The organism is Pseudoalteromonas sp. B160, from assembly GCF_037162485.1.
In the GTDB taxonomy this organism is placed as follows: domain Bacteria; phylum Pseudomonadota; class Gammaproteobacteria; order Enterobacterales; family Alteromonadaceae; genus Pseudoalteromonas; species Pseudoalteromonas rhizosphaerae.
The window spans coordinates 2,288,240-2,304,565 of sequence record NZ_JARLUX010000001.1 but is presented as its reverse complement, the minus strand read 5'-3'; the positions used below and the strand labels follow the sequence as shown (position 1 = coordinate 2,304,565).

Here is a 16,326-nt window from a genome sequence, read left to right as displayed (position 1 = left end):
TTGTTAGAGATACATGAGGCAATCACTCCAGCTGCGCATGGGCCAGCAACTTACAATGACACCACAGCTGCAACAAGCAATTCGCTTATTGCAACTCAGTACATTGGATCTCCAGCAAGAAATTCAAGAAGCACTCGACAGCAATCCATTGTTAGAGCTAGAAGAGCATGAATATTCAGACGACACGGCTGGTAAAAACGAACAAAAACAAGACAACGATGACTTAACCGTTAGTGCATCAGCAGACGACAAGCCCAGCGAATATGAACAAGAAAGTAGCGAAGCATTAAGCAAAGAGACTTTAAGTGACGAAATGGCTATGGACGTCACCTGGGACGAATACATGAGTGCTGCGCCAAATACGTCATCCGGCCCAATGCCTGAAGATGAGTCAATTTATCAAGGTGCTTCAACTGAAACCCTGCACGAATATCTGATGTGGCAATTACAGCTCACACCTTTTAGTCCAACCGATGAAGCCATTGCCATTGCGATTGTTGAAGCTGTTGACGATTCAGGTATTTTAACCTTGAGCTGCGAAGACATCGCAGAGAGCTTAAATCAAGGTAATAACGAAGAAGAAATCGAACTCGACGAAGTGCAAGCAGTGTTAAAACGCATTCAGTTATTTGACCCTGTTGGTATTGCTGCGCGCAGCCTACAAGAATGTTTATGTATTCAATTAAATCAATTTGATCCTGCAACTCCTTGGATTAGCGAGACTAAAATGATTTTAACTGATCATATCGATTTATTAGCTAGTCGTGACTATCGCACTTTGATGAAAAAGACTAAGCTTAAAGAAGATGAGCTGAAAGAAGTAATGACACTGATCCACAGCCTTAACCCAAAGCCTGCGGATACTATAGTACGCGAAGAGTCAGAGTATGTTATACCTGATGTTTCGGTGAAAAAATTAAAGGTCGCTGGGTGGTTGAACTTAATCCAGACAGCATGCCAAAAATTAGAGTGAACAGCCAATATGCGGCAATGTCACGCTCAGTAAAATCAAGCACTGACAGCCAATTTATACGTTCGCATTTGCAAGAAGCTAAATGGTTTATTAAAAGCCTAGAAAGTCGTAACGAGACGTTACTCAAAGTAACTAACTGCATTGTAAAACAACAGCAGGGATTCTTTGAGCATGGCCCTGAAGCAATGCGACCTATGGTACTAAACGACGTTGCTGAAATGGTTGAGATGCACGAATCAACAATCTCTCGCGTAACGACACAAAAGTACATGCATACCCCCGTGGTATTTTTGAGTTAAAGTATTTTTTCTCAAGTCATGTAAGCACTGAGAACGGCGGCGAATGCTCTTCGACAGCTATTCGAGCATTGATCAGAAAATTGATCAGTGCAGAAAACTCAGCGAAACCATTGAGTGATAGTAAGATTGCAGATATATTGGCAGAGCAAGGTATCAAAGTAGCTAGACGGACTATTGCAAAATACCGCGAGTCACTGGCTATTCCACCGTCAAATCAACGTAAAAGTTTGATTTAAGGCGTAAAATCACAAGAGGAAAATGCTTATGCAACTAAATTTAACTGGTCGTCACGTAGAAATTACTGATTCATTAAGAGACTATGTAAACAATAAGTTTGCCAAGCTTGAAAGGCATTTTGATCATATCAATAATGTCCATGTTATTCTTGATGTAGAGAAACTAAGCCAAAAAGCAGAGGCCACATTACATGTCAGTGGCGCTGAATTATTTGCCTCGACTGAGCACCAAGACATGTATGCAGCTATTGACGGACTAATCGATAAACTTGATCGTCAAGTAATTAAACACAAAGAGAAGCACGCTCGACACTAACACTATGAAATTAAGCTCACTTATTTGTCAGGACTGCAGTAAAGCTGCGGTCCTTTTTAATAGCAAAAAACGGATCATTGAATTTATAAGCCAATTGGCTCATGAACAACTCCCTCAGCTATCACAACAAGAAATCCTCAACGCACTACTATCGAGAGAGAAACTAGGTAGTACCGGTATTGGTCGTGGTATTGCTATCCCTCATGGCCGTATGAGTGGTGTTGAAAACCCGCTAGCAATAATTTTAGTGAGTGAATCACCGGTTGATTTTGATGCGATTGATAATCGCCCAGTTGATATATTTGTAGCCCTCATCGTACCAGATGGTGACAGCCAACTTCATTTGAAGACGTTAGCCACAATTGCTGATAAACTCAATAACAAAGATTTTTGTAAACAACTACGTAGCGCAAAAACAGACCAAGATTTGTATCATGTAATTGCAGCTCAATCGTAGTCATACCAATTGTATTGTATTGAATTAGAGAGTAATTATTGCAACAGGGAAATAGCTCTAGAACAAGGTGGAAATTATGAGATATAGTTGTTCTATATAAATAATTTTAAACAAAGTTAGTGGGTTATTTAACAAGCAAGAATGAGCATGTTTTTAATAAAATTGGTATTAAATGAAGGAGAATTTACATGGAGTTAATCATCATCAGTGGGCGTTCTGGCTCAGGTAAATCTGTTGCTTTACGTGTAGTAGAAGATCTTGGCTATTATTGTGTAGATAATATTCCAGTTAACTTATTACCGTCATTAGTACGCAGTGTCTCTGATAATTACGACAAAATAGCCGTCAGTATCGATGTTCGTAATTTACCGAAAGAGCAGGAAGAATTTAACGACATTCTTGAATACTTGCCTGGTTTTGCAAATCCGACGCTATTTTATTTAGACAGTGATGATCAAACCCTGATCAAACGATTTTCTGAAACTCGGCGCTTACATCCATTATCTTTGGACTCTTTGCCACTGGATTTAGCCATCAAGCAAGAAAAAGTGTTGCTTGATGTATTAACTACTCGTGCTGATTTCATGCTTGATACCACAGATCTCAGTGTCCACCAGCTTGCTGAGTCAATCCGTGAAAAGATTTTAGGGAAAAAAGATAAAAAACTAATCATCACCTTTGAATCATTTGGTTTTAAGCATGGTATTCCAAAAGAAGCCGATTATGTATTTGATGCACGTTTTTTACCTAATCCACACTGGGAGCCTGAGTTAAAACCGCTCACAGGCCTGGATCAACCAGTAAAAGATTATTTAGCCAGTCACAGTATCGTGCAAAAATTCACTTGGCAGATCCAAACCTTTGTACAAACTTGGTTACCGCACTTAGAACGTAATAACCGCAGTTACTTAACAATTGCTATTGGTTGCACCGGTGGTCAACATCGCTCAGTTTATCTAGCGCAAACTATAGGTGAAAGCTTCTCGATGAGCCACAGTAATGTGAAAATTCGCCATCGTGAACAAGAATAACAACTCACGTTTACAGTAAGGAATGTTGATGCGCTTAGAAGATACATTTTTAATAAAAAACAAACTCGGTTTACATGCTCGCGCAGCCAGCGTATTAGCGCAATTAGCTGTGCAGTTTGATGCCAGCATCACACTTCATCAAGATGACAAACAAGCCGCAGGCGACAGCGTACTGGGCTTAATGCTATTAGAAAGTAGCCAAGGCAAAGAAGTTAAAGTTGTATGTGAGGGCCTGGACGCTGAACCTGCTCTTGCAGCAATTGGTGAGTTGATCGCACAACGCTTTAACGAACAAGAATAGCTCGTAGTCAGTACCACTAAATTGCGTTAAACTGAATAAAGTCGTTAATTAAACAGACCAAGCGCGTTAATTATCAACAACAGTTACCCTACCTATCAAGTGTATTAATTTTTTAAGGACGCCAATGCCAGAAGCTTTTGAACAAGATTACCCACTACAACAACTAAAACAAGTGACCAAGTCACTTAACAGTGGTCAATTTGTTCAAGTAAGGCGTATGTTGGCAAAAACAGCTCCGTGTGACACCGCATTATTACTCGAGTCATCCCCGCATAAGATTCGTACCTTATTATGGCAACTGGTTGATCCAGATGTACAAGGTGACGTACTTGAAGAACTATCAGAAGATGTTCGTTTAGGGATCATTGCCCAAATGGAGCCGAAGCACATCGCTGCGGCAACTGAGGACATGAGTCACGATGATCTAGGGGAAGTACTACGTAGCCTACCTGATACCGTCTACAAAGACGTTGTTAGTGCCATGGACAGCCAAGATCGAGAACGTGCAACTCAAGCACTCTCTTATCAAGAGCGCTCTGCTGGCGCGCTGATGAACACCGATACAGTGACCATCCGCCCTGATGTCACTATCGACGTAGTACTGCGCTACTTACGTTTACGTGGTGAGCTACCAGAAGGTACCGATGATCTTTATGTTGTTGATAAACATAACTGCTTTATAGGTGCCATGTCGTTAACGACCTTGTTGACTAACTCGCCAGATAAAATCATTCGCGACTTAATGGATGAAGATTGTGAATCTATCCTCATTTCGATGGATGAAACCGATGTAGCACAACTGTTTGAACGTCATAACTGGATATCAGCCCCAGTGGTTGATGATAATGACCATCTACTTGGCCGTATCACCATCGATGATATCGTTGACGTTATCCGTGAAGACGCCGAGCATAGCTTATTAAGCCTAGCCGGTCTTGATGATGAAGAAGATACCTTTGCTCCGGTGTTAAAAAGTTCGAAAAAGCGCTCAATTTGGCTTGGCGTTAACTTGTTAACCGCGCTACTTGCTGCGATTGTGGCAAGCTTCTTTGAAAACACTTTAGCAATTTTACCTATTCTAGCAGTACTCAACGGTATAGTGCCATCCATGGGTGGTGTTGCGGGCAGCCAAACATTAACACTCGTAATACGTGGTATTGCAGTGGGTCATATCAACCAAACTAACCAACGCTTTTTACTGATCAAAGAGCTTGCAATCGGCGCAATAAACGGGATTGTTTGGTCTATTTTAATTGCCGGTGTTGTTGCTATTTGGCAATGGGACTTTAAGCTTGGCGGCGTACTCGCCTTTGCCATGTTTATGAACTTAGTAGCCGCAGGTATCGCCGGTGCCAGTATTCCGCTGCTATTGAAAAAAATGAAAATTGATCCTGCATTAGCTGGCAGCGTGGTACTGACAACCGTAACCGATATTGTAGGTATATTCGCCTTCCTAGGCACTGCGACATGGTTGTTGGTGTAGATAGAAATAGAGGTTCTAGGTTCTAGGTTCTAGGTTTACATCGTAATGTAGGAAATGGCTTTAGCCATCAATGTTATCAACCGCGCGGCATAAAGCCCCGCCTACGCTTTAAACATCGGAGCTAGGTTTTAGGCTCTAGGTCCTAGTCACTTCCCTAGCACCTAGTACCTTTGTCTTCCTAGCACCTTTAATCTTTTCGCGGTGGCAAGCCACTCGCCTACAAGTGATTTAACACCGAGATAAACGTTAACACCCGTAGGCGTTAAGCTTACTGACGCACAAACTCCGAGCCACATTTAAAACGCAGTGGCAAGCCACTCGCCTACAAGTGATTTAACACCGAGATAAACGTTAACACCCGTAGGCGTTAAGCTTGCTGACGTACAAACTCCGAGCCACATTTAAAACGCGGTGGCAAGCCACTCGCCTACAAGTAATTAATTAAACATCAAAGTAAATTTAACACCGAGATAAACTTTAACACCGTAGGCGTTGAGCTTACTGACGCACAAACTCCGAGCCACATTTAAAACGCAGTGGCAAGCCACTCGCCTACAAGTGATTTAACACCGAGATAAACGTTAACACCCGTAGGCGTTAAGCTTGCTGACGCACCAATACCAGAGCACATTTCAAAACGCGGTGGCAAGCCACTCGCCTACAGTGAGTAATTAAACACTGAGATTAACGTTAACACCCGTAGGCGTTGAGCTTGCTGACGCAAGAACACCAGAGCACATTTCAAAACGCGGTGGCAAGCCACTCGCCTACAGTGAGTAATTAAACACTGAGATTAACGTTAACACCCGTAGGCGTTAAGCTTGCTGACGCAAAAACACCAGGGCACATTTCAAAACGCGGTGATCGACCAGTCTATGACTATAATAAAATGAGAGGTTAAACATTCTTGGGGAAGATTATAAGTGGATGTTCTTAATTAAAATAACAACATGCACTTATAATTTTGATATATAACATCCTAGCAAAATCCTTCTAGTATTTGATATTTATATACTCTGATATTTAAAGCCCATTCCTTGCTGCTTTTACTTCGCTCCTTGATGCGCTATTCATTAGCTCCTTCCATTGTTGTGCCGTCCAAAGTGGCTTTGCGCTTTTTACGATCCCTTGTTGGTTTTTCCTTAATACGTTATCCATAATGTTACTCCTTGCCATCTATTGGCTGTTCATCCTTGTTATATTTAACACTGTGACTCTAACGACGCGCGATTATATAAATTGCATGTATTAGACCAGGAATATACCCTAGTAATGTTAACAAAATATTAATCCAAAATTGAGCACCTAAACCAACTTGTAAAAATACACCAAGTGGTGGAATAAGCACTGAAAATATAATTCGTATTAAATCCATGACTCTCACTCCCTGAAATTTGTATAAAAAAGCCCAGCATAACTGGGCATTCGTGGCTTATAGATTATTCAGCTACAATAGTTAAGTTATCAACTACATCGCGAACATCTTCGGCATTCTTAGCAATTTTCACCGCTAGCTGTTTTTCAGCATCCGAACCAACAGTACCATTTAGCGTTACCACACCTTTATCGGTATCTACGTCAATATCCGTACCGCCTACTTCAGAATTAAACAAATAGCGTGTTGTAATAACGGTAGTAATTTTAGCATCCGTTAAATCACTTTCTGTGCTATCTGATTTCATCTTCTTGCTTTTTGTATCCGTGTTTTTAACGACCGTTAGCTCGTTATCCACATCAGTTACACCATCTAGACTTAAGATAAGCTCTTCCGCTAACTCTTTATCAAGCTCACTTTCAACTTTACCAGTTAGTACAACCTTGCCATTTTTTACATCAGTGTTAATGTCAAAGTTGTTTAAGTTAGTGTTCATTAACAGAACCGTTTCTGCCTTACCATCAATCCAAGCATCTTTACTTTCATTTTCCCAGCTATTTGCTTGAGCACCCATAGCGGTTGTACCAAGAACTAACGCTGCAATAATAGATTTGTTAAATGTTTTCATAATCTTTCTCCTTTTGATTAAAGACAATATGATTAATGCGAACATCAAGCCAACTTTTAAAACATTTAAAATCAATCGCTTAAACTTAATTTCATATAGCACTAGCTTTAGTCTTGGTAATTATTTACAGACTGCTCGGTAATTTATTCTGGTCGTTGCAAAATTAACCATTTAATAGCATTATTCGTTAATCTGTCGTTAATATAACAAACGCACCTAACGAAAATAAATTTAAATTATTGATTACTAAGCTAATTAATAAATGGCCTAAGCTTTGCTTTAACTATTGCAGTACTGACAATCGTAAAATACACCAACAGCATCACTTATAAGGAATACATCATGACTGTAAAATTAGAAGATCGCCCAATTGAGCAAGTGCGTGAACAAGTTATTGATCAATTAATATATAACTACAGTCATGCTGTTATTTCAGCTGATGCTTTTGAGCGTCGATTAGATCAGGCAATGGCTGCGAAAGATAACCAAAGCTTAATTGATTTGGTAAGTGACCTAGAATTAACAACCGATAGTAATTACCAGTGGGAAAAACGTGCGCAGTTTAGCCCAAACTATAGTAATAAAAGCAGCGATGAAACATTGCACTTGCGAAGTATCTTAGGATCAAACGAGCGCAGTGGGCAATGGGTAGTACCAAAAGAAATCCACCTGACGAACTTACTTGGATCTATTGAACTTGATTTCACTGACGCCATATTTCAGCATCAAAATATCACCATCCATGTCAATTGCTTACTAGGCAATGATGAAATTTATGTGCCAGAACACGTCAATGTTGTATCAAAACTGTTCAGTATTATTGGTAGTGTTGAAAACAAATCAGTGTCACTGAATAAACACCAAGGGCCAACCATTACTATCGAAGGAAAAGTTATTCTGGGCTCTGTGGAAATTAAAATTAAGCGCACCATTAAAGAAAAGTTTGTCTCATTCGCCAACAGCCTTAAAACCAGTTGGCAAGATATCAATAAACATTAATGGATAAAACACAGTTAAAGCTTAACACCCGTAGGCGTTAAGCTTGCTGACGCGAAAACACCGAAACAATATTGAATATCGCGGTGGCAAGCCACTCGCCTACAAGTAATTTAACACCGAGATAAACGTTAAAACCCGTAGGCGTTGAGCTTGCTGGCGCACAAACACCAGAGTACATTTCAAAACGCGGTGGCAAACCACTCGCCTACAGTGAGTAATTAAACACTGAGACTAACGTTAACACCCGTAGGCGTTAAGCTTGCTGACGCACAAACTCCGAGCCACATTTAAAACGCGGTGGCAAGCCACTCGTACAAGTGATTAATTAAACACTGAGATTAACGTTAACATCTGTAGGCGTTAAGCTTGCTGACGCGAAACTAATGTTATAAATCATTATTACGCTCACTAGGAATGTCACTTAAATATTCAACAAACTCTATTTCAAACCCTGCGGGGTCAATAAAATACACATTTTTACGAAAGGGATTTACCGCACCTGGCTTATCAATACTGTAACCAGCGCTTTCTAAACGCGAAATTACTGCAGCAATATTATTCGTAACATAAGCAAAGTGCGCTAAGCCAACTTGATGTCCGGTTAAGTCACGGTTATGTTGTTCACCATGATCACTCAATGCTAAATACTGAAAATCATCGCCAAAGTGTAACCATTTTCGTGGTTTACCGTACCACTCCCCTTCGCCTTGACTTCTTATAGACCAGTACGGAAAAGCCGCCTTATAAAAGTGCAGCATAGCTTCAACATCATCGACTACCAAATTTACATGCTCTAAATACATAATTAAATTCCTTTATTTAAGTAATTAAAGCCACAATAAAACCTCAAGCAACGTTGAGGTAAAGTGTTTTTTATAAAAGATTTAATAATTGAAAGGTACTAGGTTAAAGGCTAAAGGCAGAGACTAGCTCCATCTAACGTCTAAATAAAACAGCGCGGTATAATGCCGCGCCTACGCAAATTAAAACTTATAGCTTTAACCTAGCTTCCCGCAATCTGCATTTGTTCAATCAATACCGAACCGGTCTGAATTCCACCACGGCGCTCTATGTCACCGCCTATGCCACTAATGCCTTTAAACATATCTTGCAGTTTACCAGCGATGGTAATTTCGCTTACAGGGTATTGTATTTCGCCATTCTCAACCCAAAAACCGGCAGCACCACGCGAGTAATCACCTGTTACGGTATTAACGCCTTGGCCCATTAACTCAGTGACCAATAAACCGGTGCCCATCGTTTTTAACAACGCAGCTAAGTCAGCATGAGTTTGTTCAACTAACCAGTTATGAATACCACCAGCATGACCGGTAGGTGTCATATTCATTTTTCGGGCTGCGTAGCTCGCTAATAAGTAAGTTTGCAGATCACCGCCTTGAATGATTTCACGGTCGATAGTTTTTACCCCTTCACTATCGAATGGTGAAGACGCTAAACCTTTTAAAATATGCGGGCGCTCTGAAATATTAACGCACTTATTAAATACTTGCGTGCCAAGGCTATCCAACAAAAAGCTCGATTTACGATACAGCGCACCACCACCTATTGCAGACACCAAGTGACCAAACAATGAATTAGCTATATCTGCACGAAAAACAACTGGGACTTTCATGGTACCTAATTTTTTGCTATTGAGCTTAGCAAGAGTTTCACTCGCAGCCTCTAAACCTACTGCCGCAGCATCTTTCAAACCAGCTTGGTCTCGCGCTACGGTATAAGCTGAATCTCGCTGCATTTGCTCACCATCTTTACCAATCACCATAGTACTAATGCTGTGGCGAGTACGCGGGTAACCTGTGATAAGACCATGGCTATTACCATACACACGTAAACCTTGATGCGATGAAAAACTGGCGCCATCTGAATTAACAATACGCGCATCGGCATTAAGCGCTGCTTGCTCTGCAGCATGACACAATTCAATGCCCTGCTCAGGGCTGACATCCCACGGGTGGTATAAATCCAAATCAAGCGGAGCAAATTCAAGTAGGTCTTTATCGGCTACGCCATTATGTGGATCATCTGAAGTAAACTTGGCGATATCAATGGCTTTCTCTACCACTGTACGCAGTGTTTTGGGGTTTAAATCAGCTGTTGACGCAGAGCCTTTGTGATTACCAACGTACACACTGATCCCCAGCCCACCATCTTGGTTAAATTCAATGGTCTCGACTTCACCCATGCGGGTACTAACTGATAAACCTGAGGTGCTCGACATCGCCGCTTCAGCGCCAGTAGCACCGAGTTTTTTCGCGTGTTCTAAAACCTCTGCAACGGCATCTTTTATTTGAGAAATTTGAGTATAAATAGGATCTTGCTGTTGGCTTTTCATATTTTTAGTCCTGAGCTTGGAGCGTTTTGCATGCGCAATCATAATACTTAAATGCTAACACACTCACTGCATTGCATCAGCTAATATTAATCATTAAAAGAATCACGTATATACCCAAGCCACCTCAAGATACAGAATTCAGCGTTTCACAGGGGCTTAATATCAAGGCGTTACTTTGCAAGAATGGCAGTCCCTTTTAAGAAGTAACAACGATGAGAGTAAGTGCCTGTGAAACGCCCAACGGGTTGGTTTAAAAGCGATTTATACTGCGTTATTGATTTTAACAATAGAACCACTATTACTTGCAATCAATGCCTTGCCTAAATCGCTTTTAACTCCAACGACGCTCGCATCTTGAGGTGGTTTGGGTATAATGACTGCAGTTAACGTTATCATATGAGTACCCCATGGCGAAGAAAAAGGCAAGCCTGCTGAAATTGAAGAAGAAATTATCTATATATCAAAAAGTGAGCTAAAGCGCGAAGCGCAAGAGTTTCATCAGTTAGGTGCTGAAATTGCCAAAATGGGGAAAAAACAGCGCGAGCGCTTACCCTTAAATGACGATTTAAAAGCGGCAATGGTTGTTGCAGACAAAATCAGTAACAAAAGTGATGCATATCGTCGTCACTTAAATTACATCGCAAAAACTTTGCGTACCGTTGAGAATATCGAAGAGATCAACGCTATTATCGACATTATGTTGAATAAAAATAATCAAGCCGAAGTGATGATTAAAAAGATTGAGCAATTACGCGATGATTTAATTGCCCAAGGTGATGATTTAGTCAATCAAACCATTGAGCAATACCCGACTATTGATCGTCAAAAGTTACGTCAATTGGTGCGTAATGCGGCAAAAGAAGTAAAAATTGAAAAGCCAGCTAAAGGCTATAAAGAGCTATTTCAGTACCTTAAAGAAAGCATAATGCGATAAGCTACATTTAGTGTAGTAATAAATTGCCTATATTCAGTCTGGGTATAAACACCCGCTATTTATAGGCAGTTACCGTTTAGTAAGCAGTAGCGCCTCCCTCGCAGCAAATTAAAACACCGTAGGCGTTAAGCTTGCTGACGCACCAACACCACTCCACATTTAAAACGCGATGGCAAGCCACTCGCCTACAAGTAATTAATTAAGCATCAAAGTAAAATTTAACACCGTAGGCGTTGAGCTTGCTGACGCAAAAACACCAGAGCACATTTCAAAACGCGGTGGCAAGCCACTCGCCTACAAGTAATTAATTAAGCATCAAAGTAAAATTTAACACCGTAGGCGTTGAGCTTGCTGACGCACAAATACCACGCCACATTTAAAAACGCGGTGGCAAGCCACTCGCCTACAAGTAATTAATTAAGCATCAAAGTAAAATTTAACACCGTAGGCGTTGAGCTTGCTGACGCACAAATACCACGCCACATTTAAAAACGCGGTGGCAAGCCACTCGCCTACAGGTAATTAATTAAACATCAAAGTAAATTTAACACCAAGATAAACCTTAACACCGTAGGCGTTGAGCTTGCTGACGCACCAACACCACTCCACATTTCAAAACGCGGTGGCAAGCCACTCGCCTACAGGTAATTAATTAAACATCAAAGTAAATTTAAAACTTTAACACCCGTAGGCGTTATGCTTGCTGACGCAAAAACACAATATGCGCGAGTTTGCCTCGCGCAGCTCTTAGCATTTAACCAACTATTCCTAGCGGTTTGGCACTTTGCCATGCACCACGGGTAAAATCAGGAATATCAATTGACGCACTACGATTACTAACTGACTGTGCCGACAGCGGCGATATAACAGACCAAGCAGCGCCGTCGTAAACATCTTGATCAAGCGCCTCACCATTACGTAAACAATAAATCATCCGCCAAAACATTAAGAAGTCCATGCCGCCATGGCCGCCGTTACGCTCTGCCTCTTCGCCCATTTTGGTCCACAGTGGGTGGTCGTATTTTTTATACCAATCAGCCATTTCGTAATCCCACTCATGGAAGCTCTTCGAACCACCATCTTCCAGCGCAATACGATTTGGAAAACCGGCAAACACACCGTTAGTGCCTTGAATTAAATTATGGCGCGAGTACGGCCGTGGCGTAGTGGTATCATGTTGAACCATAATACTGCGCCCTTTTACTGTTTTGATAAGCGTGGTATTCATATCGCCAGCAATATAATTAAGCTGATTACGTTGATGACCGGCTGGAAATTCTTTCTTTGCATAGCCGCTACGGCCCAGTGCAGGTGAACTCATCGAGGTTAAAAATCAAACCGATCGCCGCGATTAATATTCATATATTGTGACACAGGGCCTAAACCGTGCGTTGGATACAAATTACCGTTTCGTTTTGCATGCCAAGCGGTACGCCAAGAACCAGTTTTATGCTCCACTTCTTTCATTTGCCAACGTAATTCATGAATATACGCCGCCTCACCATGTAGCAGCTCACCAAACACGCCTTGGCGAACCATATTCAATACCATTAACTCATCACGACCATAGTTGACATTTTCCATCATCATACAGTTCTTTTGCGTGCGCTCAGCGGTATCAACTAGTTGCCACATTTCTTCAACCGTCAATGCTAATGGCACTTCAACAAAAGCATGCTTGCCACTATTCATGGTATCGATTGCCATCGGTGCATGCCACGACCATGGCGTAGAAATAATCACAATATCAATATCATCGCGATTAAGCATTGCTTGATAGGCATTATCGGCGCCAGTATAAAGTGCAGGCTTAGCCAACCCTTTGTCAGTGAGGTAGTTAGCTGAACGCTGTAATACTTCGTCATGGGTATCACATATTGCTTTAATTTCTGTACCAGCAATATGACTCATACGCTTTACGTGGCCAAAACCACGCTGCCCTAAGCCTATAAACCCAACCCGTACTACATCCATTTTTGGCGCGACAAGGCCAATTACAGAGCGCCCTTGCGCTGGGGGAGTAATAACGCCACTTTGAGTACCCGTGGCACATCCTGAAATCACACTAGCCGCTGCCGTAGCACTCGCGGCTTTTAAAAAATCTCGACGATTAAACTGCTTCATTATTATTATCCTAGAACTAATCTAGTTTTAACTTACCTAAAACAGCTTGGGAGGTAAAGCAGATGGGGATGGATAGCATAGGAAAAGAAGGAGTTAGAATTAACCTTAACCCTTGGTATTTAACCAATCTCAATCGACGATGTAGGAAATGGCTTTAGCCATGAATTTTATAAGCCGCGCCTACGCTTTAAAACATAGGTACTAGGTTATAGGCTCTAGGCCCTAGTAACTTCCCTAGTACCTTTAACCTTTAACCTTTATCACACATCTCTTAAAATAGCTTTAAGCGTGGTTTTTTTTGCGAGAATATCACGATATAAAGCAAACTGATTTTGCGCACGTTCTAAGTTATGGTTAGCATGCTTGATTGAAAAATAATGATCACCGTCAATGTAATCAGTTAAAAAACGTAGGCCAATCATAAAGGTCATTACTTTAGTGCCTAACCAAAAGCTTTGTTTTTCTTGTTCGGTAATCAAGTCTTTCAAAGGCTCTACATAACCTTTGACTACCGCTGCAAAAATCTCTTCACGCACACATACATTAGCTAAATCCGTTGAATCTTCTTGTTCAGGAGAGCAAAAAGTACGCACCATATCACCAAAATCATACAACCAATAACCAGGCATACAGGTGTCTAAATCAATCACTGCTTTGGCATCATTTGATGTATTACAAAACAGCATATTATTAATTTTAGTATCATTATGACATGGTCGAACCGGTACAATGCCCGTCAATGCTTTAAGCTCATCAATTAAGCCAAATTGCGCGAAACAAAAATCAACGTCAGCTTGGCAGCTGGCTAAGCGCTGCTGTGGATCTTTTGCAACCACAGCTTTGAGCTTTTCAGCGCGCATCGCTAAATTATGAAAATCAGGAATAACATGATGTAGTTGCTTGGCATCAAAATCTTCTAAAGCAACAGCAAATTGACCAAATGCATTGGCTGCAGTTTGCGCTTGTGAAGTATTTAAAACTACATCTTCACTATAACTGCCGCCAATAAATTCGAGTGCGCGCCAAACACCGTTATCACAATCAACTAAATAGTTATTTTCAACTGTAGGAACATGGCGGATGATTGCTAAATCATACTCGCCTAATTGACGTTTTTTAGTTAAATGACGTTCAATTAAACGAGCATTTTTAACTAACATATCTGGTTCAGGAAAAACCTCGGTATTTAGTTTTTGAACAACTAATGATTTTTTTGGTGCAGTTAATAGCATAGTGCTATTTATGTGACCACTACCAATTGGCTTCATGCTGATTTTTTCACTACCAAGACCAAAACTCTCAGACAAGTAAACCGCAATGGAATTTGACTTCATACTTACTTCGCTATTGTTGTGCCCTGGAAAAGGCAAGATCGGGGCTAGTTCATCCGTGACGTAATTCATATAATTTACCTGTAACATCCTGTAATTCTGATTTATAAGTCACTCCATACCACGACTCTTTTGCGGTATATATGGTAACTATTTGTTGATTAGATGTGATCGCTTGTTGAACTTGATCGGGTAAATAATACTCCATTCTGACACCGTTGTCATACTTTTGCAGAAACTCGTCAAAGCCTGCTTCTAAGCGGTCAAAAAATGTTGGCGTAATTGCCCAAAAACTCATTGATGCCAACGCATCCACGGCAATTTGCTCACGGAGCCCCTGCGGATTGTCACCCATTATTTGACCGTTCTCGTGCTGAATATTTAAATATTCAACAACATCAATTAATTGGTTATTTTTAACTTGGCATACGCCTCTATTCACCCCACCTTGATCTGACAAAGTATCAATAATTGGGTAACCCACCATAGCCCAACTAGTCAGGTTTTTAAAATGTTCAGCGAGTAATAAAAATGACGACGCGCCATAATAATCATCGGCTGTGATGACGATCGCTGGGTTATGAACATGATCTTTAGCGCATAATAAAGCATGCCTGGTGCCCCAAGGCTTACTTCGCTGTTGTGCTAGTAATTGGAATTGTTCTGGCACTAAATCAATGCGTTGTTCAACCAACACAACATCAATCCCCGTTGGTAAGCGCGGTAAAATCACTTGCTCAATCTCGCTGCGCACAGCCTGATTGATCACTAATACAACCTGAGTTACTCCTGCGGCAACAGCATCAGCAATACTCAACTCCATAATGGTACAACCCAACCCAGCAATCTCAGCGATTTGTTTATTGCCACCAAAGCGAGTACCCAAGCCACCCGCGAGGACGACTAAACTTAGATGATGTTTTTTCATTTTTAATCAGCTTTAACGTTTAATAAAGCTGAGTTTACCAGTTTCAACCGCCAGATCTAGCTATCGGAGCTAGGTTTTAGGGGATAGATTCTAGCCTAGCACCTAGTCACTTCCCTAGCATCCAGTACCTTTTTTAACCTTTCGCGGTGGCAAGCCACTCGCCTACAAGTAATTAATTAAACATCAAAGTAAACTTTAACACCGTAGGCGTTAAGCTTGCTGACGCAAAAACACCACATCACATTTTGAAACGCGGTGGCAAGCCACTCGCCTACAGGTAATTAATTAAACATCAAAGTAAAATTTAACACCGTAGGCGTTGAGCTTGCTGACGCAAAACACCACATTTTGAAACGCGGTGGCAAGCCACTCGCCTACAAGTGATTTAACACCGAGATAAACGTTAACACCCGTAGGCGTTAAGCTTACTGACGCACAAACTCCGAGCCACATTTAAAACGCAGTGGCAAGCCACTCGCCTACAAGTGATTAATTAAAACATCAAAGTACAACTTAACTCCCGTAGGCGTTGAGCTTGCTGACGCACAAACACCGTTC

The 16,326-nt window shown here is 41.1% G+C and carries 16 protein-coding genes and 2 pseudogenes; 8 read left to right on the top strand and 10 right to left on the bottom strand.

Going from position 1 to position 16,326, the window contains the following annotated elements; all coding sequences use genetic code 11:
• Positions 1–13 precede the first annotated feature (13 nt).
• From P4S61_RS10655 to mgtE, 6 genes and pseudogenes are all read left to right on the top strand, one after another.
• Positions 14–1,508: pseudogene (locus tag P4S61_RS10655) on the top strand (RNA polymerase factor sigma-54).
• Positions 1,509–1,536: 28 nt separating this feature from the next.
• Positions 1,537–1,824, top strand: coding sequence for a ribosome hibernation promoting factor (hpf, locus tag P4S61_RS10650; RefSeq protein WP_145236739.1), 288 nt, complete (start codon positions 1,537–1,539; stop codon positions 1,822–1,824).
• 4 nt (positions 1,825–1,828) lie between these two features.
• Positions 1,829–2,281, top strand: a complete 453-nt coding sequence (ptsN, locus tag P4S61_RS10645; RefSeq protein WP_145236736.1) for a PTS IIA-like nitrogen regulatory protein PtsN — start codon at positions 1,829–1,831, stop codon at positions 2,279–2,281.
• A gap of 188 nt (positions 2,282–2,469) precedes the next feature.
• A complete protein-coding gene (gene rapZ, locus P4S61_RS10640) occupies positions 2,470–3,312 on the top strand; it encodes an RNase adapter RapZ (RefSeq protein WP_145236732.1) in 843 nt (280 codons plus the stop codon).
• 28 nt (positions 3,313–3,340) lie between these two features.
• Positions 3,341–3,613: an HPr family phosphocarrier protein gene (locus P4S61_RS10635; protein ID WP_337118257.1), complete on the top strand. Its 273-nt coding sequence runs from the start codon at positions 3,341–3,343 to the stop codon at positions 3,611–3,613.
• A gap of 124 nt (positions 3,614–3,737) precedes the next feature.
• Positions 3,738–5,096 carry a magnesium transporter gene (gene mgtE, locus P4S61_RS10630; RefSeq protein ID WP_145236729.1) on the top strand — a complete coding sequence of 453 codons (1,359 nt, stop codon included), beginning with the start codon at positions 3,738–3,740 and terminating at the stop codon, positions 5,094–5,096.
• Between the two features lie 526 nt (positions 5,097–5,622).
• Here mgtE and P4S61_RS10625 read toward each other — a convergent pair.
• The 4 genes from P4S61_RS10625 to P4S61_RS10610 form a co-directional block, all read right to left on the bottom strand.
• Positions 5,623–5,745: a hypothetical protein gene (locus P4S61_RS10625; RefSeq protein WP_259399602.1), complete on the bottom strand. Its 123-nt coding sequence runs from the start codon at positions 5,743–5,745 to the stop codon at positions 5,623–5,625.
• Positions 5,746–6,119: 374 nt separating this feature from the next.
• A complete protein-coding gene (locus P4S61_RS10620; RefSeq protein ID WP_259397404.1) occupies positions 6,120–6,254 on the bottom strand; it encodes a hypothetical protein in 135 nt (44 codons plus the stop codon).
• A 58-nt stretch (positions 6,255–6,312) separates the two neighbouring features.
• Positions 6,313–6,471 carry a YqaE/Pmp3 family membrane protein gene (locus P4S61_RS10615; RefSeq protein ID WP_064667813.1) on the bottom strand — a complete coding sequence of 53 codons (159 nt, stop codon included), beginning with the start codon at positions 6,469–6,471 and terminating at the stop codon, positions 6,313–6,315.
• A gap of 64 nt (positions 6,472–6,535) precedes the next feature.
• Positions 6,536–7,099: a BON domain-containing protein gene (locus tag P4S61_RS10610; protein WP_145236725.1), complete on the bottom strand. Its 564-nt coding sequence runs from the start codon at positions 7,097–7,099 to the stop codon at positions 6,536–6,538.
• A 342-nt stretch (positions 7,100–7,441) separates the two neighbouring features.
• On the opposite strand from P4S61_RS10610, the gene P4S61_RS10605 reads away from it, so the two are divergent.
• The gene (locus P4S61_RS10605; RefSeq protein WP_145236722.1) at positions 7,442–8,098 is read left to right on the top strand and encodes a LiaF domain-containing protein; all 657 of its coding nucleotides are present in this window, start codon (positions 7,442–7,444) and stop codon (positions 8,096–8,098) included.
• 37 nt (positions 8,099–8,135) lie between these two features.
• Here the strand turns inward: P4S61_RS10605 and P4S61_RS10600 are convergent, their stop codons facing one another.
• The 3 genes from P4S61_RS10600 to pmbA form a co-directional block, all read right to left on the bottom strand.
• A complete protein-coding gene (locus P4S61_RS10600) occupies positions 8,136–8,294 on the bottom strand; it encodes a hypothetical protein (protein WP_182732385.1) in 159 nt (52 codons plus the stop codon).
• 190 nt (positions 8,295–8,484) lie between these two features.
• Positions 8,485–8,901: a VOC family protein gene (locus tag P4S61_RS10595; RefSeq protein WP_145236719.1), complete on the bottom strand. Its 417-nt coding sequence runs from the start codon at positions 8,899–8,901 to the stop codon at positions 8,485–8,487.
• Between the two features lie 200 nt (positions 8,902–9,101).
• Positions 9,102–10,451 (bottom strand): metalloprotease PmbA, encoded by a 1,350-nt coding sequence (gene pmbA / locus P4S61_RS10590; RefSeq protein ID WP_145236716.1) that lies wholly within the window; start codon positions 10,449–10,451, stop codon positions 9,102–9,104.
• 436 nt (positions 10,452–10,887) lie between these two features.
• Here pmbA and yjgA point away from each other — a divergent pair, with 436 nt between their 5' ends.
• Positions 10,888–11,385 carry a ribosome biogenesis factor YjgA gene (yjgA, locus tag P4S61_RS10585; protein ID WP_337118899.1) on the top strand — a complete coding sequence of 166 codons (498 nt, stop codon included), beginning with the start codon at positions 10,888–10,890 and terminating at the stop codon, positions 11,383–11,385.
• A gap of 754 nt (positions 11,386–12,139) precedes the next feature.
• On the opposite strand, the pseudogene P4S61_RS10580 reads toward yjgA, so the two are convergent.
• The 3 genes and pseudogenes from P4S61_RS10580 to P4S61_RS10570 all read right to left on the bottom strand — a co-directional run bounded on the left by P4S61_RS10580 (position 12,140) and on the right by P4S61_RS10570 (position 15,768).
• Positions 12,140–13,509 (bottom strand): annotated as a pseudogene (locus tag P4S61_RS10580) (Gfo/Idh/MocA family protein).
• Positions 13,510–13,769: 260 nt separating this feature from the next.
• The gene (locus P4S61_RS10575) at positions 13,770–14,843 is read right to left on the bottom strand and encodes a phosphotransferase enzyme family protein (protein ID WP_149980682.1); all 1,074 of its coding nucleotides are present in this window, start codon (positions 14,841–14,843) and stop codon (positions 13,770–13,772) included.
• A 49-nt stretch (positions 14,844–14,892) separates the two neighbouring features.
• Positions 14,893–15,768 carry an NTP transferase domain-containing protein gene (locus tag P4S61_RS10570; protein ID WP_337118256.1) on the bottom strand — a complete coding sequence of 292 codons (876 nt, stop codon included), beginning with the start codon at positions 15,766–15,768 and terminating at the stop codon, positions 14,893–14,895.
• Positions 15,769–16,326: the final 558 nt, after the last annotated feature.

Coding starts and splice junctions, on each gene's coding strand:
- hpf (WP_145236739.1), top strand. CDS start 1,537: ATGCAACTAAATTTAACTGGTCGTCACGTAGAAATTACTGATTCATTA.
- ptsN (WP_145236736.1), top strand. CDS start 1,829: ATGAAATTAAGCTCACTTATTTGTCAGGACTGCAGTAAAGCTGCGGTC.
- rapZ (WP_145236732.1), top strand. CDS start 2,470: ATGGAGTTAATCATCATCAGTGGGCGTTCTGGCTCAGGTAAATCTGTT.
- P4S61_RS10635 (WP_337118257.1), top strand. CDS start 3,341: ATGCGCTTAGAAGATACATTTTTAATAAAAAACAAACTCGGTTTACAT.
- mgtE (WP_145236729.1), top strand. CDS start 3,738: ATGCCAGAAGCTTTTGAACAAGATTACCCACTACAACAACTAAAACAA.
- P4S61_RS10620 (WP_259397404.1), bottom strand. CDS start 6,254: ATGGATAACGTATTAAGGAAAAACCAACAAGGGATCGTAAAAAGCGCA.
- P4S61_RS10615 (WP_064667813.1), bottom strand. CDS start 6,471: ATGGATTTAATACGAATTATATTTTCAGTGCTTATTCCACCACTTGGT.
- P4S61_RS10610 (WP_145236725.1), bottom strand. CDS start 7,099: ATGAAAACATTTAACAAATCTATTATTGCAGCGTTAGTTCTTGGTACA.
- P4S61_RS10605 (WP_145236722.1), top strand. CDS start 7,442: ATGACTGTAAAATTAGAAGATCGCCCAATTGAGCAAGTGCGTGAACAA.
- P4S61_RS10595 (WP_145236719.1), bottom strand. CDS start 8,901: ATGTATTTAGAGCATGTAAATTTGGTAGTCGATGATGTTGAAGCTATG.
- pmbA (WP_145236716.1), bottom strand. CDS start 10,451: ATGAAAAGCCAACAGCAAGATCCTATTTATACTCAAATTTCTCAAATA.
- P4S61_RS10575 (WP_149980682.1), bottom strand. CDS start 14,843: ATGAAGTCAAATTCCATTGCGGTTTACTTGTCTGAGAGTTTTGGTCTT.
- P4S61_RS10570 (WP_337118256.1), bottom strand. CDS start 15,768: ATGAAAAAACATCATCTAAGTTTAGTCGTCCTCGCGGGTGGCTTGGGT.